Genomic DNA, 19591 nt, shown 5'->3' with positions numbered 1-19591 from the left:
GGTTCCGTCGGTGAGATCCGCCGTCATCTCCTCGCCCGGGTTCCAGAAGCGGTCGCGGCACCCTTTGCCGCCGAGGGTCTTCACCCCGTAGTGGTGCGACGGAATGAGGAGATGGCCGTTTAAGGTCTGGACGATGCAGGCTTTGTAACCGTTCACGTAGAAGACCGCCCTCAGGCAGTCGTTCTCATATGTCGTGCTCCCGTTGTTCTTGAGGGTGACCCTGCTCGCATACGTCAGTGCTCCGGCACCTGTGTTGACGTGGGAGATCTCGGTGATGATGATCGAAGGTTCCGGCTCGACCCCGGAACCGGCGGGGAAGAACGATAGCAGCCAGAGCAGGACGATTGCGGCGAGAATGACGGTGACCGCAACCATCAGAAACACGCCGTGCGTGTTCGAAAGAGCGCTCTCGTCCTTAACCATCCGCCTCACCGGGGTTGCCGGTGGGCCGGAAGGATGCTCTCCCCTCCGTGCCGCACCGGACGATCGGGTTTTAACCACCGTAGTCCATCCCGTACGTCTGCGCCAGGTTCCGGTAACGTCCGTAGGTGTATGAGTCCAGTTTGGGGCCCATGCCGCGTATCTTGTTCCACTCGACGGCATCGGCGTGCTCCCGCCAGATGCCTTCGAAGGAATCTCCCTCCGCTATGACGAAGACCTTCGGTTTCGAAGTCATCGTTATTCCGTCATCCCCGTATTCTCCTCCGGCATCGGTCGGGATGGACGGCACCGTGGTCTCGATGAACGCGTATCCCGTGTCCCGGTAGCAGTATCGGTCGGGAGCCTTGATGCCCAATGCCATATGGCTCTCCTGTTCGAACTCGAAGAGCGCGACGCCGTAGCCCATCTCCCGGAGGAGATAGGCGAGCAGGAGCGACTTCTCGTCGCAGTCCCCGTCCTTGTGGTAGAGCACGTGATACGGGTACTTGGCCGCCGTATCGAACGAGTAATCAGCGTAGGGGATCTGCTGCACCATGCTGATCGCGGCGCGCACCTGGTTGTCGGGTTCAGGTTCGGCGGCGCGGATGTTCTCGGCCAGCTGTTTCAGGTATCGGTCCTGGATGCTCTCATCGACAAACTGGAGCCAGTAGTCGCGGTCATCGCGGAATGAGGCAGGATACTTCGTGGACAGGTAGTCGTTGACGCCCCGGTAGGCGTCGAACCGGATCGAGCCCGGTTTACCGCGGAGAACATATGCGAGATTGATGGTCTTCGGTCCGGTCTCAAGGGTCTCGTCGGAGACCTCCGGTGAACTGAGGCCGGACGCTTCAAGCGTCCCGGTGACCGCCGTTCCTACCGACGAGGCGATCTGCCCGCCCCAGATGGCGGCTATGCCGATGACGACAAGAATGACGATCACGGCCTTGGTGGGGAATCTGCGTGGATGGTAAGGGTCGCCGGTCATACGATGATAGATCCGTTACCCGATAGATAAATATTTTCAAAATTATTCAACGCGGGGAAGCGAGGGCCGGAGATAGTGAGCGGCGAGATCCGAGGTATGAGACCTGTGCCGCATGAGAGAAGGCAGATGTAAGAGAACACCCGAGATGTCAGGGAAACCGGATCCCGGTGACTGACGGATCCCGTGTTCTCCCCCGGACCGGCGGAAGCTTCCCTCCAGATCGGCAAGCACCGGAAGGACAAACTTTCTTCTCCTCGGCACCCAGGGAGGATCATGGCCGAAGCAGAACGAAGACAACTACCCGGATACGTGCGCCTATCCCGGAGCGGCGAACTGGAGGAGCGGGCACGACAAGCGCACGAGGTGCTCCGCAACTGCGTCGTCTGCCCTCAGGAGTGCCGCGTGAACCGTATCGAGGATGAGGAAGGGTTCTGCCGGACCGGCCTCCTGCCCAGGGTCTCGAGTTATAGCCCGCATTTCGGCGAAGAGCCTCCGCTTGTCGGGAGGAACGGTTCGGGAACGGTATTCTTCGCGGGCTGCAACATGCGGTGCGAGTTCTGCCAGAACTACGAGATCAGCCAGTGCGGTGTCGGCTACGCGGTCTCGTGCGAAGACCTTGCCGGGATCATGCTCCGCCTGCAGGAACGCGGGTGCCACAACATCAACTTCGTCTCGCCCTCGCACGTCGTCCCCCAGATCCTCCGTGCGGTCGCCCTCGCCGCCCCCCGGGGCCTTACCGTCCCGCTGGTCTACAACAGCGGCGGTTACGACTCCGTGGAGACCCTGCGGCTCCTCGACGGCGTCATCGACATCTACATGCCGGACGCGAAGTACGGGCGGGACGACGTGGCGCTGGAACTCTCCCACGCCCCCGGTTACACCGGCCGCATGCAGGCTGCATTGAAAGAGATGCACCGGCAGGTCGGCGATCTTGAGATCAGGGACGGTATTGCGGTGCGGGGCATGATCATCAGGCACCTGGTGCTCCCGGGGAACCTTGCGAACAGCGAGATGGTGATGAAGTTCATCGCAGAGGAGATATCGCGCGACTCTTACGTGAACGTCATGGCCCAGTACCACCCGGCATGGAGGGCGTCCGAAGGGGGGAGGAGCCCGGTGCTTGCGGCGCTGCAGCGCCCGGTAACGGCACGGGAGTATGCATACGCCGTCCGTTGCGCAAAGGAGAACGGCCTTACCCGGGGGTTCCCGTGAGAGGCGAACGGGAGATGCCGCCACCAAAAGGCTATCCGCTCAAACGCAGAGTTGACTCTGGAGTGCAGGTGAGAAGAGTGGCAGGGCTCCGGTACGCGGCCCTGACCGATACAGGGAAGCGTGAGCAGAACGAGGACGCGTACTTCGCCGGCCGGATGAACGGGCATCATCTCTTCGCCGTCGCAGACGGTCTCGGGGGGCACGCCTGCGGAGAGGTTGCGAGCAGGATGGCGATCGAGATCCTCGCGGAAGCTGCAGGCAGGGAACTCCCGGAGAGCGATCCCGGCGACCTGCTCGAACGCGCGTTCCAGCGCATCAACGCCGCTATTTTTGCGTATAACATGGATAACGCCCTGAACGCAGGAACAACGCTCTCGGCGGCACTCGTCGCAGAATCGGGCAGATGCTGGGTCGGCACGGTGGGCGACAGCAGGATCTACATCGTCACGCCGGCCTCCGTCTGGCATACGCGCGACCAGACCTACGTCCAGGAGCTGGTTGAATCGGGAGCCATATCCCCGGCAGAGGCGATGCTCCACCCGCGGAAGAACGTCCTGACCCAGGCGCTCGGCCTCTCGGCCCGGGTGCAGGTCGATCTCGATCTCGCGGAACTCGCCGGTGGGGTTCTCCTGGTCAGTTCGGACGGGCTGCACGATCACGTCCCGGAGAGCGTCATCCGGGAGATCGTGCTCGAAGACGATCCCGACACGGCATGCCGGAGACTGATCGGTGCCGCCAGGAAAGCGGCAAGCACCGACAACACCACGGTGATCGTCGCCAGAGCGTGACGGCGTCGGTGAGACGGCGATACGGCCTCACGCAATGGACCTGAGTTCAGTACTTCGCTAAACTGTTTGGAGCAGTCCGCCCGGAGATCAAACCATCGATTTCCTTTCGCGGCTTCGCGCTCTTCGCGTGAGGCACCATCATCTCCCTATACCAATAACTCACGCGAAGAACGACTCTCCTGCGGAATGCGATGGGCCGAAGGGCCGGAGCATGAGCACCGAAGGTGCGAGGCGCGACTGTCCACAGGACAGGAGCATGAGAAGCCGCAGGCTTCGAGCCGCGAAGAACGCGAAGTCCGGTCTCCGAGTGCTGCCGACTCCTCGTTACCGTATTGTACGAGGCCGCATTGCTCAGTCTCGGGTGCCGAAACGAGTGAAGTACTGGGGTTTGAGCCGCCGTCAGGTGCGGCGGTTCGAGAGAATCGGTAAAAAAGAGCGGCCTTATTCCTGATACTCTTCAAGAGCAAGCTGGTACATCCAGTCGAGAAGGAGCGCGCACTCTTCCGGGGTGCACTCCCGATCACAGCCGATGCAGGGGAGAACCTCTCCTCCCGCAAGGATGACGCAGGGGTCGATCGCGCGCTTCTTCGCACGCAACAGGTACGTCTTGATGCCGTCGCTGCGAAACTCGATGCGCTCGATCAGCCCGGCATCAAGCAGCCTCTTCACGATCCTCGAGCACTTTCTGCTGTCGATATCGAGAAGTTTCCAGAGCTCGCTCTGGAGAACTCCCTGACGATGGGACTGGATAACCTTGAGTGCTTCTTCCTCCTGGTCGGACATGGCTATCAGAGCAGGGGCGCAATGGTCAGGATATTATTGCCGCGGATGACGACGGTCCCGAGGGCACGGCCCCGCTGTTCTCCGATATACTCCGTGGTCTCGTCCATATGCAGGTTCAGGTGTTCATCCACCGCCACGAGCCGTCCCTGGAGTTTCCTGCCGTCATCCTTGATCTCAACGGTGATTTTAGAGTCTACTAACGAAAAAACCTTCTTAACAGGGAGTACGATACCGTTAACCATCTGCTCTTATATGGTTATGTTCATGCATTAAGGTTTTCGTTGACCGACCACCGGGCGCCGGAGGCGTCCGGTGGGAGGTGCGGCTCCGCGGTTGGCGCTACCGGGCGGCGGGTGTTGGTGGTGTTTGGTGGGAGGTGCGGCACCTGCCGCTGCCGGCTGGTGGCCGTTTAATTCCGGAAGGCACCGTGAGGTCGGCCTGTGATACGAACAATGAAGTGCCGCGGGTGACCGCCGGCAAAAAAAAGGTTACTCGGAGATGTCTTCCCAGCGATCCTTGAACTGCTTCTCGACGCCGGGGAGGGTGGTGTACTCCATCTCCTCAAGCGAGAGGCGGTGCGGTTCAAACGGCCCGTGGGCCCTGAGCACGTCGGCGAGTTCGCAGCACCGGTCGCGGACGCGGTTGAACGCCGGGTCGTCGAACATATCCGCGGGCCCGATCAACTTCCCGTTGCAGATCTGGAACCCGAGACAGACGACCCGCGGCGGTCCGTCAAACGCGGTGCAGTTTGCATCGCAGACGCCCACCGGCATGAACGGCCCGTGGTGCGAGCCGCGCATCCAGCCGGCCACGAGGATGGGTGTCCTGAAGGGATCGATGACCTCACCGACCGAGGGGAACCCGCTCTGCGCTCTGATGACCATGACCGGGTCATCCTTCCCCACATAGCGGCCGGCCATCAGGTTCAGGCGCTGGGTGCTGGTGGATGCAGCAATTTCGCCGTTCCTCTTCCAGACATACTTGATCACGTAGCGGCTCGGCGCTCCGATGTAGGCGAGAAGACTGTAGGACTCTTCGGGTGTGTTGAAGAGGATCTTGCGCTTCTCTATGACGTCGTGGACCTCGAAGGTGAACCCGTCGTGCATCGAGGGGTCGATGACGAGGCCGGACGTGCTGAAGGGATCGGCAAAGATCCGGTAAAGGAAGTAGTTCCACGCTCCAGGTTCGGTCTTGTCGGCCATGAAGACAAGGACCGGGTCTGAGCCGCGCTCTTCAAACTCCATCTCGGCAACCCCGGGTCCCATGCCCTTGACGTTGCCGCTGAACGCATCTGCAAGCAGGTCCTGACCGGCGCCGTAGAGTTTCATCTCCTTGGCGATCCGGGCACACTCCGTGAAGACATTCCACGCGAGTTTGTGGATCTCTTCGTTATCCTCGCCCCTGGTGTGCGTCATGATCAACTCGAGGTCGTCGCCGCAATGGGTGACGTACGAGTCGATGATGATGCTGCCTTCTGCCTCCTTGAGCATCCGGGCGGCTGTTTCAAGGAGCTTCGGGTGGGTACGGGAGTGCCCCGGAAGACTGCCTACATCTGCTTTTATCACGGACACGGTGGTTTTAACCATGTAATCACCACTACCTGGCGGGCAAATGCCCCTACGACTAGTAGATAGGTATTACTGTATATGTAGGTGTTGCTGCCTTGAAAAAGGGTTGGCTACGGCAATCTTTCTGCGGGTTCGTCCTTCCCGGCGATCCTTTGCGTCGGATGCTTCCGAAGGGGGTAGCAACGCTATCCTGCTGTCGTTTACGTGTTGTACTGATTTTAATGAATGGTTCCGGGATAGGAGCCCTTTCGGGAGCGGCATTTCAGGAAATCGCCCCCGTCGGCCCCGGAGACGCTCGCGCGTCCTCTCGGCAAGGTAGTGCCGGGATGGCGCCGCGAGATGGGGCCGGCAAGACAAAGACGGCTCGTGGAGGGCAATCGCCCGGCTCCTTCGCGGGCGGATGCCGCTCCCGGCGAAAAATATTGCGGCGCTGCCGGGGAACCGGGCCGGCAGGCGCCCTGCTCTTCAGTCGATCCTGATCGACTTGCCCCGGGAGAACTTGACTTCCAGGACGCCGTGCTTGTAGTTCGACTGCATGGAGTCGGCGTCCACGGCAGGCATCTCCACCGAGGTCAGCTGATTGCCCCCGGCAATGATCGTCAGCGTCCCGTTGATGAGTGACAGGTGAATACTCTCCTTCTCGGTACCCGGGAGATCGATCGCCACCGTCACGTCGTCATCGGTCGTATACATCTCTGCTATCGGCTCGATGGTACCCTCGGAGGAGGGTTCATTCGGCTCTGCTAAGGGGGCCGCTTCCGTTGCCGGGATCTCGGGCTTTCCTCCTTCATGAAGGACGATCTTGAATCCATAGGCAAACGGCCTGTTCTGATCTCCCTGCTCTTTGAGCCCCTGCTCCATGAGGCGTTTCATCAGTTCGTTGAGTTGCTCGAAGATGTCTGCTGGGCTGTCACTCATGTGCATCACGTTGTTTCTATCCCTGTTGATGGGGGGGTCGGATACCCCCCAGGGAGCGCCTCACGGGCAGGGGGCGCTCCCATCAGAACGCCACACCCGTCTGGGGCAGCGGGCGTTCCAGTTTGGCTTTCAACTCCTTTATGAGGCGCTTGATCTCGCCGAAGTCTTTCTTTCTCCGGTAGACCGCGTCTTTGAGGGCCTGCGTGAGATCGTTGACTTCCTGTTCGATCTTGCCGGTCTCCCGCATCCGGGCACGGTTGATCGTCGAGACGGCGTCTTCGAGTGCCGACCGCTGCTCCTGGTTGTAGAGGATCTGCCAGGAGTGGCGTTCGTTCTCCTCCAGTCGGTCGATATCCAGCGTGCCCCGCACGCGGGTGAGGGCATCCTCGAAGTGCTTCTTCGTGATCCTCACGTTGCCGATCGCCTGACGCCGTTCCTCTTCGGTCTTCCCTCCCATTGCGGCGATGAACTCGCGCATGGCGGAAGTCTTTGCCTCGCGGACCAGCGCCTCGATATCGGCGCCGACGTAGCCCTCGGTTCTGTCGACCAGTTCCTCGATGTCCACGTCGTTTGCAAGGAGCTCCCTGTTCTTCAGGTACACCTCGAAGATCTTCTTCCTGCCTTCCCGGTCGGGCGGCGGGACGTAGATGATCCGGTCGAATCTGCCGGGGCGAAGCAGCGCCTCGTCCAACATGTCCGGGCGGTTGGTAGCGCCGAGAACCACGACATTGTTGAGCTCTTCGAGGCCGTCGAGCTCTGTCAGGATCTGGCTAACCACACTTTCAGTTACGTGCGATGATCCTATATAAGATCCACGTTTGGGCATAAGTGCATCAATCTCGTCGAAAAAGATAATCGACGGTGCTGCTTGCCTTGCTTTCCTGAATACCTGACGAACTCCGCGTTCCGACTCGCCGACCCATTTCGAGAGGAGTTCGGGGCCTTTTACGGAGATGAAATTACTTTCGCTCTCGTTTGCGACCGCCTTTGCAAGGAGTGTCTTGCCTGTTCCGGGGGGGCCGAAGAGCAGGATGCCGCGGGGGGGCTCAGTGTCGAGCGACGCGAATATCTCCGGATATTTGAGCGGCCACTCAACAGCCTCCGCAAGTTCTCCTTTTACGTCTTCGAGCCCGCCGACGTCCTCCCATTTGACATCCGGGATCTCTACGAGCACCTCCCGCATCGCGCTCGGCTCGACGTGCTTATGCGCTTCGATGAAGTCCTCGTTCGTGACGCGGAGCTGGTCGATGATCTCGGCGGGGATCTCCTCTTCGATCTTGATCTGGGGGATGATCCGGCGGATTGCGTGCATCGCCGCCTCTTTTGCGAGCAGCGCGATATCGGCGCCGACGAAGCCGTGTGTGGAACGGGCATACTCGTCGAGTCTCACGTCTTCGGCAAGCGGCATGCCGCGCGTGTGGATCTGGAAGACCTGCTGTCTTCCCTTGGTGTCGGGGATGCCGATCTCGATCTCGCGGTCGAACCGGCCGCCGCGCCGGAGGGCGGGGTCGATCATGTCCGGAAGGTTCGTCGCGGCGATCACCACGACCTGCCCCCGGGTCTTCAACCCGTCCATCAGGGCGAGCAACTGGGCGACGATCCGGCGCTCGACCTCGCCTTTCACCTCTTCGCGCTTGGGCGCGATCGAGTCGATCTCGTCGATGAAGATGATCGAGGGCGCGTTCTCCTGTGCTTCCTCAAAGACCTCCCGCAGGCGCTCCTCGGACTCGCCGTAGTACTTGCTCATGATCTCGGGGCCCGAGAGCGTGATGAAGTGGGCGTCCACCTCGTTTGCCACCGCTTTTGCGATCAGCGTCTTCCCCGTTCCGGGCGGGCCGTAGAGCAGAACGCCCTTCGGGGGCTCGATGCCCAGGCGCTCGAAGAGTTCGGGGTGCCGGAGCGGGAGTTCGATCATCTCCCGGACGAGTTGCAGCTCGCGGTCGAGCCCGCCGATGTCCTCGTAGTGGACGTCGCCCGCCATCTCGCGCTTCCCTTCCTTGGGCTCGTAAGGAGTCTCCTTCAGCTCGATCTCGGTGCTGTCGGTGACGATGGCGATGCCTTTCGGCGCCACCCTGGCGATCGCGAACGTAAGCGGGTTGCCGAGGATGTTGACCCGGATGAGCTGCCCCTCGGTGACCGGCCTGCCGCGGAGGATCCTCCCCAGGTACTGCTCTCCGCCCACCAGACGGATGGGCTGGGTCGGCTGGATGGTCACTTTCTTCGCGTAACCTGCCTCGGTCTTTCTGATCCGGACGTTATCGTCGATCCCCGCCCCGACGTTGCTCCGGGTATTGCCGTCGATGCGCAGGATCGCCTTGCCGGTGTCCTGGGGGAAACCCGGCCATATGAGCGTCGCCGCCTTATGACGCCCCTCGACTTCGATGACGTCGCCGCTGACGAGACCGAGCGCCTTCATGGTGTCGATGCTCAGTCTGGCAATTCCGCGGCCGGCGTCTTCGTGCGCTGCTTCCTTGATGGTCACCTCAACGGATTCGGTATTGGCCATGTGAACAATCTCCTCCTGTAAAGGGTTTACCATAGGTGAGTGTGTTCCACTATTTATATATTTCCCTGACCCGCCCTTCTGTTCTGCCGGATGATCCCCTTTTCCGTAACGATGTAGTCCATCTTCACGTCGTTTTCATCGGCAGGAATGCTGTCTGCCTGCTGGCAGGAGAACGCGATGCCGATCTTTTTCGGGTGGGGATACCGGCAGAGGAAGCGGTCGTAGTACCCCGCGCCGTAACCGAGCCGGTTCCCTTCGGCGTCGAAGGCGAGCATCGGTATGACGACGGCCTCGACGTCCCCGGGCCGGGCAGGAATTTCGTGGCCGATCGGTTCGGGGACGTTAAACGTGCTCGGGACGAGGGCCGAGGGATCGGGGAGGTAGGAGAGGCGGAGGCTGCAGGTCTTCCGCTCGATGATGGGCACCACGACTCGCACGCCCCGGCGGTTCAGGGCCGCGATTAGACCTATGGTTTCGGCTTCCGGGGTTTTCGCAACGTAGACCATGACGGTTGCAAACCCGTCGAGGAGATCGAGAAGCCGCTGCTCGATGGTTGCACTGTATGCGGCGATCTCCTCTGGAGAGAGGCGTGCCCGGGCCTCCTTTGCCCGCAGGCGAAGTGCCGCCTTTGTCTGGCTCATTATGGATGAGTTTGGCTCAATCAGACCATAAAACATGCATGTCCGGGTGCCGGGGGGATCGTTACTCCCCCGCCCGGCGGCCGTCGCCGCAGACCTCCCGGAACCGGCGGAGGGAGGATGCAAGGATGCGGGTCTTGCCGATCATCGCGGTGATGAGGATGACGTCGAGGATCTCGTCGCGGGACGCGCCCTCTTTCAGGGCGGCCCCGATATGAACCTTCAGGCAGCTATCCGCCCCCGCACTCGCGGCGGCCGCAACGGCGATCAGTTCCGCGGTCTTTGCATCAAGTGAGGCGGGCCGGGAGAACCGGTAATCGGCGAGAGTGGAAAGCGCGAAGGATTCGGGCCGGTCGCGGAGGATAGAGAAGATGAACGGCACGACGCCGAGCATCTCTTCTACGTCCGCCACGATCTCGTCGCCGAGGTCGTCGGCGTGGGCGAGGAAGTCGTTGATTAACTGCTCGTTTTCAGGCTTCATGGGCTGTCCTCTTATGAGAATGTGGGTGGGAGCGAGGATAATGGTGCGGTTTTTGGTTCGGCGAGGGTAGCGATTCGATGGATGGATGGATGGATGGATGGATGGATGCATGGGATTTGTGTGCAACTGCCCGGTACGCTGGACCGTGGGGGTATCGCCCCTGGGGGAGGGGCTGACGGGGAGGGGGGAGCATCCCCCCTCCCCTGTCTCCATCTCACATCACTGTTGCTCAAGCTCGCTATGCTTGCATTCCCCCACCCCACCCGCGCTTCGCGCTCCTCCCCCGCCCCCAAGGGGGCGGGGGCAGTGCGTGGCGATATCCCCACGAAAGCCGTTGGCGGGGTTAGTGACTGTGGGATAGACAGGGTTAGAGAGGCCATTTGATGTCGGGAGATTGTCCAAGAGGATATCGGGTCAGATTCACTTGCACACGTGAACACCCTCGCTACCTGGAGAAAAATACCACAAAATGGCGAAAGCCGGGAGGGAGCCCCCTCCCCAACTACTCTCAGAAATTAAAATGCCTTCCAACAATCTTCAGCGCGCAGTAGTCCCCACACATCGTGCAGGCATCGGCGTCGGCCGGCATCCGCTCGGCCCGGATCTTCCGGGCGCGCTCGGGGTTCATCGCGACCGCGAACTGCCGCTCCCAGTCGAGGTCGCGGCGGGCGTGGCCCATCTCGAGGTCGGCGTCGCGTTTCCTGAGTTTGATCATATCCCCGACGTGGGCGGCGATCCTCGAACTCATAACGCCCTCGTAGACCTCCTCGGGGGTGGGGAGGGCCAGGTGCTCGGCCGGCGTCACGTAGCAGATGAAATCGGCGCCGTAGGAGGAGGAGAGCGCGGCCCCGATGGCGGCCACCCGGTCGTCGTAGCCGGGCGCGATATCGGTGACGAGCGGCCCGAGCATGTAGAACGGTTTTCTGTTCGTGACCCGCTTCTGCAGAACGACGTTCGTCTCGATCTCGTCGATCGGGATATGCCCCGGCCCCTCGATGATCGCCTGCACGCCTTCCGCATGCGCCTTGTCGGCGAGTTCCGCGTTGATGAGCAGCTCCTGGATCTGGGCGCGGTCGGTCGCGTCGTGGACGGCGCCCGCCCGCATCCCGTTGCCGAACGAGAGGGTGACCTCGTGCTCCTTCAATATCTCAACCAGGTAGTCGAACTCCGAATACAGCGGGTTCTCCTTCTCGTTGTGGAGCATCCAGGCGGTCATGAACGCCCCGCCCCGGGAGACGAGCCCGCCGTGCCGCCCCTGGTTCTGCAGGCGCTTCATCGTCTCGTAGTTGATCCCGGTGTGGATCGCCATGAAGTTGGTTCCGGCCTTTGCCTGCTCCGCCGTGATCCGGAAGAGATCGTCCTCCTCCATGTGGACGACCGCCCCGTGTTTCCGGGCAGCCTCGATGAACGCCTGGTAGAGCGGAACCGACCCGACCGAGAGCGTGGTCGCCTCGACGACCCGCCGCCGGATCTCCATGAAGTCGCCGCCGGTAGAGAGTTCCATCAGCGTATCGGCACCGGCACGCTCGGCCTGCCGGGCCTTCTCGACCTCCATATCGACGTCGACGATATCCGACGACGTTCCGATGCTTGCATTGACCTTCGTGCGAAGCCCTTCGCCGATACCGCAGATCTTCACCTTCCGGTAGGGAGAGACCGGGATGACGATGTGACCCTCGGCCACGCCGCGCCGGACGAAATCTTCGGTAACCCCTTCCGCTGCCGCGACGATCCGCATCTCTTCGGTGACGACGCCACGCCGGGCGTCTTCTATGAGACCCATGGCCCTATATTTGCAGAAAAGAGTTGATAAAGGCTCGTTTTTGAGATCCGGGCTAAATTCTGCTTGTTCTCTCAACAAGTAAACTTGACTTTACCTTATTCAGATCTTTTTTCGTAGCCGGAAAGCCAAGACTTACAAGAAATAACGGAGCATCTCTTTAACGCCTGGTGATCATTTGTACGTCAATTTCGGAGGTTTTGTCCCGATCAGCACCGTCGACTGGCGGGGACGGGCGGCCTGCACCGTCTTTCTCCGGGGGTGCCCCGCGCGCTGCTTCTACTGCCACAACGTCGCCATCCAGGACGGCGAGGACCTGCGCGACGCAGACGAGATCGTCGCGATGATCCGGGAGTCCCGCACGGTTGCGGGCGCCGTGGTCTTCTCCGGCGGAGAGCCGACCCTGCAGGGCCCGGCACTCGTCCACCTCGCCGCCGCCGCCCGCAGGATGGGGTTCTCTGTTGGGCTGCACACGAACGGCATATTTCCCCGGGTGATCGAGAACCTCCTCGATGGAGATCTCGTGGACATGATCTCGCTCGATATCAAGACGACTTGGGAGCGTTACGACGACCTCCTGGGACTCACCGCCGCCGATGCGGTGAAGCGGTCGCTCGCCGCCTGCAAACGCGCGAAGGCCGACGGCCGCCTTGAGACCTGCCTGGCCGTGGTCACCCTCTTTCGGGGCCGCGAGGAAGACCTTCCGGCAATCGCACAGGATACCCGCGGACTCGACCTCGTGCTCCAGCAGGGGGTGGCCCCGGGCTTCGTACCCCTGACCCGGCAGGAACTCGAGGCAGCCGCGGCGCCGCTCGGCCGCACGGTCTATATCCGGACCCGGGAAGACGGCGAGGTCGTCTACGACCCGGAGCCCTGACCCGTTCCGGTGACGTTAAGCATAATATCGACGGGAACGCACGTCTATGAAGACATTTGCGGCGACCGCCGCAACCTGCATCGCCGGGACCCTGCAGCCGGTCTCTCACCGGCACGGCCCGCTGTTCTTGATATAGGAGGAACCTGATGAAGGTCATTGGAATCGTTGGTATGCCGGCAAGCGGGAAGGGAGAGGCGTCAAGGATCGCCCGGGACCTCGGGATACCGGTCGTGGTCATGGGAGATGCGATACGGGAACGGGTGAAAGAAGCCGGGCTTCCCCTGACCGACGCCAACTGTGGCGCAATCGCCGGGAAGCTGCGCGGAGACCTCGGCATGGACGCCATCGCCCGGATCACCATCCCGAGGATCGAGGCGACGGGCGCCCCGGTGGTGCTCGTGGACGGCATCCGGGGCGACTACGAGGTGGAGACGTTCAAGGAGCACTTTCCCGGGTTCACGCTCATCGGGATCGAATCGTCGTTCGAGACGCGTTACCGGCGGCTCACGAACCGCGGCCGGTCCGACGACTCCCTCACCCCCGAAGAACTTCGGACCCGCGACGAGCGGGAACTCGGGTGGGGGCTCGGGCGCGCCCTTGAGGGGGCGGACCGCCGGGTCACGAACGAAGGATCGCTTGAAGAGTTCTCCGCAGAGGTTCGCACCCTGCTCTGCCGGCTTGGAGGTAGAGAAGAATGAGTCTTGTCCCGTATTTTTCAGCCTCGTCGAAGGTCTGGGAGTCACGCGACTGGGTCTATGGGCTTGAAGAGATCGGGTATACCGGATGGGAGATCGTCGCCGACGGGAAGTATCGCCTGGACAACCCCGAGAACTTCGCTGCTGTCCGGGAGAACCTCGAGAGCACCGGCCTTCTCGCGACCGTGCACGCGCCCTACAGCGACTTAAACCTCGCGTCCTTGAACTACCCGATCTGGCGCGAATCGATCCGCCAGACCTGCTGCTGCATTCATTACGCGGCCGAACTGACCGACCGAGTGACCATTCACCCGGGTTTCGTCTCCCCTGTGGGGAAGCTCGTCCCCGAGAAGGTCTGGGAGATGCAGAAGACCGCGCTCGTCGAGATCGGGAAGTACGCAGAGGATCATGGTGTCCTCGCGTGCGTCGAGAACATGATCAGCATCAAGGACTTCCTCTGCCGCTACCCCGAGGAGATCCTCGGCCTCACCGAAGGGATCGCGGGGATCGGGATCACGCTGGATCTCGGGCACGCCAACACCAACGGCCTCGTGGACGCATTCCTCGGGCACGTGCGGGAGGTCGATCACCTGCACATCCACGACAACCACGGGCAGTCGGACGAACACCTTGCGCTCGGCGTGGGGAACATCCCCTGGGAGAAGGCCGGGCGGGTCATCGCCCGCGACTACTCCGGCCCGGCCGTCATTGAGGGGCGGAACCTTGAGGAGGCAAAGCGGAGCCTCGCAGCATTCAGGAAGTGGTTCGTATAGCCGGCGAGACCCTTCATGTTCACTTCCTCGGGACAGCAGGGGCGCTCCCCTCCCCGCAGAGGAACCCATCGTCGATCCTGATCCGGCGGGGTTCCGACACCCTGCTCTTCGACTGCGGGGAGGGCACCCAGCAGCAGATGATGCGCGCCCGGACCGGGTTCACCGTGAACGCCGTCTTCATCACCCACTGGCACGCCGACCACTTCCTCGGCGTCTTCGGGCTCGTCGAGACGCTTGCGTTCATGGGACGGACCGACCCGCTCCCGGTCTACGGCCCGCCCTGGGTCGGCGAGTTCGTCGATCTCGTGCAGAAGATCAGCCGTCACACCCGGGGTTTCTCCGTCACCGCCCATCCCCTCGAGCACGGTTCGGTCGTGCCCTTTAACGGCTACACCGTCCGGGCGTTCGCGACGCTCCACGGCATCCCCGGGCTCGGCTACGTGCTGGAGGAGGACGAGCGGCCGGGCAGGTTCAATCGCGAACGGGCGATCGAACTCGGCGTCCCGCCGGGCCCGCTCTTCGGGCGGCTGCAGCGCGGGGAGGAAGTCCGTATCGTCCGCGACGGCACCGAGACCGCCGTCCGTCCAGGCGACGTGATGGGAGAGGCGCGCCCGGGCAGGAAGATCGTCTATACCGGCGACACCCGCCCACTCCAGGATCAGCCCGACACCGCGGCGATGATCCGGGATGCCGATCTCCTGATCCACGACGCCACGTTTGACGACCAGGAGAGCGATCGCGCCCGCGATGTCCTGCACTCGACCGCCGGAGAGGCCGGGGAGGCCGCAACGGCTTTGGGCGCCCGTATGCTCGCCCTGATGCACATAAGTTCCCGTTATGCAAGCACAGCAAACCATATACGCGATGCAAAGCGACAGTATGAGGGAGACGTGATTCTACCGGCCGATCTGGCCGTGCTGGAGATCCCCTACAGGAGTTGATCGAGATGGACGGTGATGGTGATGGAGCAGGGTCTATCCAGCCAGAGCCGCCTGATACTTACGGGCCTCGGCGCCCTGCTCGTCAGTGCCGTCATCTCGAGCATTGCGGGGATCTACCTCGGTTCCGTACGTGAAGTCCTCGCGCTGATACCCGGCCTGATGGTGCTCCTGCCGTCGATCATCCATATCCGGGGGAGCATCGCCGGAGTTTTTGCCTCCCGCCTCTCTTCAGCGATGCACCTCGGGGAGTTCTCCATCAACTTCGAGGACGGGAGCGTCCTCGGCGACAACATCCGCGCGTCGTTCGTGATAACCATTCTCATCGCGCTCGTCATCGGTATCTTCTCCTATGCAGCGAGCCGCATCTTCGGGTATCCCGTAATCAGCATCGCCGATCTTGTGCTGATCTCGGTCGTCACCGGCATCGTCGCGGGCGCCGTGGTGACGGGGATCACCCTGCTCATTGCCCTTGCAAGCTACCGCTACGGCCTCGATCTCGACATGATCGGCGCACCGACCGTCACCACCTCCGGAGATATCGTAACGCTCCCCATCCTTGTGCTCTCGGCGACGTTTGTTGTACTTCTCTCTCCTGCGATGCGCATGATTCTCGGTGTCATCGTCATTGCCGCTGCCGTCGCCGCCGTCATCTACACCCGGCACCGACCGGAGGGAGTCAGGCCGATTGTCCGGGAGAACATCTTTCTGCTCATCCCGCTCAGCGTCCTCGGCACGCTGGCGGGCCTGACCTACTCCTTCAGCCTCGAGGCCCTGGTGACGATCGCCGCCTTCCTCATCCTGATCCCGCCGTTCACGGGCAGTCTCGGGTCAATCGGCGGCATCCTCGGGTCGCGCCTCTCGACGGGGATGCACACCGGCGAGCTCAACCCCTCGTTCCTCCCCGAGCGCGGCGTGGTGCATCATTTTATTATTTCCTATCTCTATACGTTGATACTGCTTCCACTGCTGGCGCTCATCGCGCATGGTGCGGCGGTGCTCATGGGGTTGAACAGCCCGGGTCTCGGGATGCTGGTCATCATCAGCCTTGCGGCGGGTCTGGTCGTCATGACACTGGTGAACGGCGTGGCATACGCCACCGCGAGCCTTTCATTCCGGTATGGTCTCGATCCCGACAACTTCGGAATCCCCGTCATCACAAGCCTGATCGACCTGATCGGTGCAGCCGCGCTCGTGACGGCGATAGGCTTGCTGCTGTAGTGAAAGAATGGAGAACGACGGTTAAAAGCCATGATGGAACATGAATATCAGCCGATCAGCTTCAAAGATGTCCTGATCGAGATGAAGGACGTCTCCGAGCTGATGGTCGATCTTTCTTATTCAGCGATACTCTTCGACAGCAAAGAGATAGCGCTCGAAGTGATCAACCTCGAGGAGAGGATGAACAATCTGGTTTACCAGGCCAGAATTCAGAGTGTCCTCGGCGCGAGAAGGATCGAAGAGGCCGAGGCGATGAGCGGTATGCTCCAGGTGGCCGAAGCGGCGGAGAGGATCGCGAACTCGGCCTCGGATATAGCAAAACTCATCTTAAAAGACATCCGTTTCCCTGCAAAACTCAAGCGCGTCTTCCCGGAGGCCGAAGAGATCGTCACCCGGGTCATCGTCAGCCAGGGGAGCGAGCTCGTCGGCCACACGCTCGGCGACCTCAAGGTCCAGAGCACGACGGGTATGCAGGTGATTGCCATCCGGCGCGGAAAGGGCTGGATCTACGACCCCGACAGGACCACCCGGGTGGAGAGCGATGATATCCTGATAGCGCGGGGCCCGGAGGCCGGAGAGGAGATCCTCTCCGAGATAGCGGGCTCGACGGAGCGTCCCCGGGTTGAGGTCTCGTCCGCGGGCGAGGTCGACGACCTCGACCGGGCAGTCCAGTTGATCATCGAGATGAAGAACCTCTCGGAGCTCTCCGTCGGGCTGGCATACACGTCTCTCCTCTTCAACAACATGGAGGTGGCGCACGAGGTGGTCGCCCTCGACTCAACGCTCGATGATATGCGCTACGACCTGGATCTCTGGATCCTTGAAGCGGCTCGAAAGATCGAGGACGTGCGCTACCTTCGCGGCCTCTTGTATATGTCTTCGTTCGCACAGGCGATCAGCGATTCGGCTCACTCGATCGTCGACGTCCTGCTGCGGGACATCGAGATCCCGCCGATATTCAAGAAGATCGTCCGGGAGTCGGACGAGATCATCACGCGGATGACTGTGACGCCGGCGTCGCCGCTTGTAGGGAGAACGCTCAAAGAGATGTCGCTCGCGACGGTCACCGGGATGGTCGTGCTCGCCATCAAGCACGGCGACCGGTGGGTCTACCGCCCGGGGAAGAGCGTCCGGCTGCAGAGCGGCGATACCATCATCGCAAAGGGCAGGCGGGACGGTGAGTGCCGGCTCTACGAACTTGCCGGGCACACCGCCGAGGTGTCCGAAGAATAAATTGGAGAACTACTATGGGAGATACAGAAGATACCATTGTTTACCGCCTCGGTGCGAACTGCAGTCTCGACGAGGTGGAGGAAGGAAAGATGTACCTCGGGCGGGTGCAGGGATTTGCCCCGTTCGGCGTTTTTGTCCAGTTAAACGACCGGGTCAAGGGCCTTGTCCATAAGAGCAACGTGAAGGTGCAGCATACCGAGCGCGACCCGATCATCGTTCACGTCCTCCAGATCCGGAGCAACGGCAACATCGACCTGGAGGAGGTCACGCCGACTGTCTACCAGACACAGAACGTGACCAGAACGACGGCGACCGTGCTGATTGCCGATATCGGGAAGAAGATCGGCAGGACGGTGCTGATCGAGGGCGAGATCGCCCAGATAAAGCAGACGTCGGGGCCGACGATCTTCACGGTCGTGGACGCATCAGGCACCGCGAACGCGGCCGCGTTCGTCGAGGCGGGCGTCCGCGCGTATCCCGAGGTGGAACTCGGGGATATCGTCGCCCTCACGGGCGAGGTGATGCAGCGCAACAACCAGCTCCAGGTCGAGGTCTCGTCCATGACGGTCATGGAGCCGGAGGATGCGGCCCGGGTCAGGGAACGGATCGACGCAGCGCTCGATGAGCGTGCGGAGCCGCCCGACCTCCCGTTCCTGGTGGAGAGCGACGTTCTCGAGGCTCTCCGGCCGCAGATGCGCAAAGTGGCGAAGGAGATAAGGAAAGCCGTCCTGACCGCGCGGCCGATCATCCTCCGGCACCACGCGGATGCGGACGGCATATGCGCCGCCGTCGCCGTTGAACAGGCGGTGACCGCGATGATCCGGGAGAGCGGCGGCGACTTCGACGCGGAGTACTTCCTCTTCAAGCGTTCGCCGTCAAAAGCTCCGTTCTACGAGATCGAGGACATCACGCGGGATCTCGACTTCGCCCTCAAGGACAACGTCCGCTACGGGCAGAAGATGCCGATGATCCTCCTGATGGACAACGGGTCGACCGAGGAGGATATGCCGTCGCTGAGGGTGACCCGGATCTTCGACCTGCCGGTGATGGTCGTCGACCACCACCACCCCGACGAGATCGTGGACGATTACCTGATCGGGCACGTCAACCCCTACCATGTGGGCGGCGATTACGGGATCACGGCCGGGATGCTGGGCACGGAGATCGCCCGCATGGTCAACCCCGCGGTCGAGGATCAGATCCGGCACCTGCCGGCGATCGCAGGAGTCGGCGACCGGAGCGAAGCGCCGGAGCGTGCCCGCTACCTTGCTATCGCCGCACCCGAGTACTCGGAGGACGACTGCCGCGATATCGCGCTCGCGCTCGATTACGAGCAGTTCTGGCTCCGGTTCAGCGACGGGAGAGAGATCGTCAAGGAGATCCTGAACCTCTCCGGCGAGCCCGGACGCCACGAACAGTTCGTCAACCTGCTGGTCGAAGAGGCGAACCGGGCGATCGAGGAGCAGATCGAGACCAACATGCCCCACGTCGAGAGCCGGATGCTCCCGAATGGTGCTCACCTCTTCATGCTCGACGTGGAGATGTTTGCTCACCGGTTCACGTTCCCGCCGCCGGGGAAGACTTCCGGGGAGGTGCACGACCGGCTGGTCCGGCAGCACCCGGGAGAACCGGTCGTCACGATCGGGTTCGGGCCGGACTTTGCCGTCCTGCGTTCCCGGGGCGTCATGATGAACATCCCGCAGATGGTGCGCGAACTGCATAACGAGATCGTCGGTGGCGGCGTGAGCGGCGGGGGTCACCTTGTCGTCGGGAGC

Annotated in this window: 19 protein-coding genes; 9 read left to right on the top strand and 10 right to left on the bottom strand. The window is 61.9% G+C overall.

All coding sequences use genetic code 11. From position 1 onward, the window contains the following. Positions 1-423: type IV pilin domain-containing protein (locus L21_RS08090; RefSeq protein ID WP_256712761.1), on the bottom strand; the 423-nt coding region annotated here is incomplete at its 3' end. 70 nt (positions 424-493) lie between these two features. Further along, positions 494-1405, bottom strand: coding sequence for a transglutaminase-like domain-containing protein (locus tag L21_RS08085; RefSeq protein ID WP_074369968.1), 912 nt, complete (start codon positions 1403-1405; stop codon positions 494-496). 273 nt (positions 1406-1678) lie between these two features. On the opposite strand from L21_RS08085, the gene L21_RS08080 reads away from it, so the two are divergent. Next, positions 1679-2617, top strand: a complete 939-nt coding sequence (locus tag L21_RS08080) for a radical SAM protein (protein WP_074369967.1) — start codon at positions 1679-1681, stop codon at positions 2615-2617. A gap of 77 nt (positions 2618-2694) precedes the next feature. Beyond that, positions 2695-3405: a PP2C family protein-serine/threonine phosphatase gene (locus tag L21_RS08075; protein WP_256712758.1), complete on the top strand. Its 711-nt coding sequence runs from the start codon at positions 2695-2697 to the stop codon at positions 3403-3405. Between the two features lie 441 nt (positions 3406-3846). On the opposite strand, the gene L21_RS08070 is transcribed toward L21_RS08075, so the two are convergent. The 8 genes from L21_RS08070 to thiC form a co-directional block, all read right to left on the bottom strand. Beyond that, positions 3847-4188 carry a helix-turn-helix transcriptional regulator gene (locus L21_RS08070; RefSeq protein WP_074369966.1) on the bottom strand — a complete coding sequence of 114 codons (342 nt, stop codon included), beginning with the start codon at positions 4186-4188 and terminating at the stop codon, positions 3847-3849. Between the two features lie 5 nt (positions 4189-4193). Next, the gene (locus L21_RS08065; protein WP_074369965.1) at positions 4194-4430 is read right to left on the bottom strand and encodes an LSM domain-containing protein; all 237 of its coding nucleotides are present in this window, start codon (positions 4428-4430) and stop codon (positions 4194-4196) included. Between the two features lie 246 nt (positions 4431-4676). Then, positions 4677-5774: a fructose-1,6-bisphosphate aldolase/phosphatase gene (gene fbp / locus L21_RS08060; RefSeq protein ID WP_074369964.1), complete on the bottom strand. Its 1098-nt coding sequence runs from the start codon at positions 5772-5774 to the stop codon at positions 4677-4679. A 447-nt stretch (positions 5775-6221) separates the two neighbouring features. Beyond that, the gene (locus tag L21_RS08055) at positions 6222-6674 is read right to left on the bottom strand and encodes an Hsp20/alpha crystallin family protein (RefSeq protein ID WP_074369972.1); all 453 of its coding nucleotides are present in this window, start codon (positions 6672-6674) and stop codon (positions 6222-6224) included. An 82-nt stretch (positions 6675-6756) separates the two neighbouring features. Then, positions 6757-9180, bottom strand: coding sequence for a CDC48 family AAA ATPase (locus L21_RS08050; protein ID WP_074369971.1), 2424 nt, complete (start codon positions 9178-9180; stop codon positions 6757-6759). 53 nt (positions 9181-9233) lie between these two features. Continuing rightward, positions 9234-9821, bottom strand: a complete 588-nt coding sequence (locus tag L21_RS08045) for a 5-formyltetrahydrofolate cyclo-ligase (RefSeq protein WP_074369963.1) — start codon at positions 9819-9821, stop codon at positions 9234-9236. Between the two features lie 61 nt (positions 9822-9882). Further along, on the bottom strand, positions 9883-10299 hold the full coding sequence (locus L21_RS08040; protein ID WP_074369962.1) for a carboxymuconolactone decarboxylase family protein: 417 nt from the start codon (positions 10297-10299) through the stop codon (positions 9883-9885). A 508-nt stretch (positions 10300-10807) separates the two neighbouring features. Next, positions 10808-12082, bottom strand: a complete 1275-nt coding sequence (gene thiC / locus L21_RS08035) for a phosphomethylpyrimidine synthase ThiC (RefSeq protein WP_074369961.1) — start codon at positions 12080-12082, stop codon at positions 10808-10810. 175 nt (positions 12083-12257) lie between these two features. On the opposite strand from thiC, the gene L21_RS08030 reads away from it, so the two are divergent. The 7 genes from L21_RS08030 to L21_RS08000 all read left to right on the top strand — a co-directional run. Then, complete coding sequence (locus L21_RS08030; protein WP_074369960.1) at positions 12258-12956, top strand: anaerobic ribonucleoside-triphosphate reductase activating protein; 699 nt, start codon at positions 12258-12260, stop codon at positions 12954-12956. A gap of 146 nt (positions 12957-13102) precedes the next feature. Continuing rightward, positions 13103-13654, top strand: a complete 552-nt coding sequence (locus tag L21_RS08025; protein WP_074369959.1) for a dephospho-CoA kinase — start codon at positions 13103-13105, stop codon at positions 13652-13654. After that, positions 13651-14424 (top strand): sugar phosphate isomerase/epimerase family protein, encoded by a 774-nt coding sequence (locus L21_RS08020; RefSeq protein WP_074369958.1) that lies wholly within the window; start codon positions 13651-13653, stop codon positions 14422-14424. Before L21_RS08025 ends, L21_RS08020 begins: the two co-directional genes overlap by 4 nt. Continuing rightward, entirely contained in the window at positions 14412-15365 is a 954-nt protein-coding gene (gene rnz / locus L21_RS08015) for a ribonuclease Z (RefSeq protein ID WP_083608884.1), read from the top strand. The genes L21_RS08020 and rnz overlap by 13 nt, the downstream gene beginning before the upstream one ends. 21 nt (positions 15366-15386) lie before the next feature. Next, complete coding sequence (locus L21_RS08010; RefSeq protein WP_074369969.1) at positions 15387-16583, top strand: magnesium transporter; 1197 nt, start codon at positions 15387-15389, stop codon at positions 16581-16583. A gap of 30 nt (positions 16584-16613) precedes the next feature. Continuing rightward, on the top strand, positions 16614-17816 hold the full coding sequence (locus L21_RS08005; protein WP_074369957.1) for a potassium channel family protein: 1203 nt from the start codon (positions 16614-16616) through the stop codon (positions 17814-17816). A 14-nt stretch (positions 17817-17830) separates the two neighbouring features. Then, on the top strand, positions 17831-19591 hold a 1761-nt coding region (locus L21_RS08000; RefSeq protein ID WP_074369956.1), incomplete at its 3' end, for a DHH family phosphoesterase.

Origin of the sequence: Methanoculleus chikugoensis, assembly GCF_900095385.1 — an archaeon.
In the GTDB taxonomy this organism is placed as follows: domain Archaea; phylum Halobacteriota; class Methanomicrobia; order Methanomicrobiales; family Methanoculleaceae; genus Methanoculleus; species Methanoculleus chikugoensis_A.
This window is presented reverse-complemented; position numbering and strand designations above follow the sequence as displayed.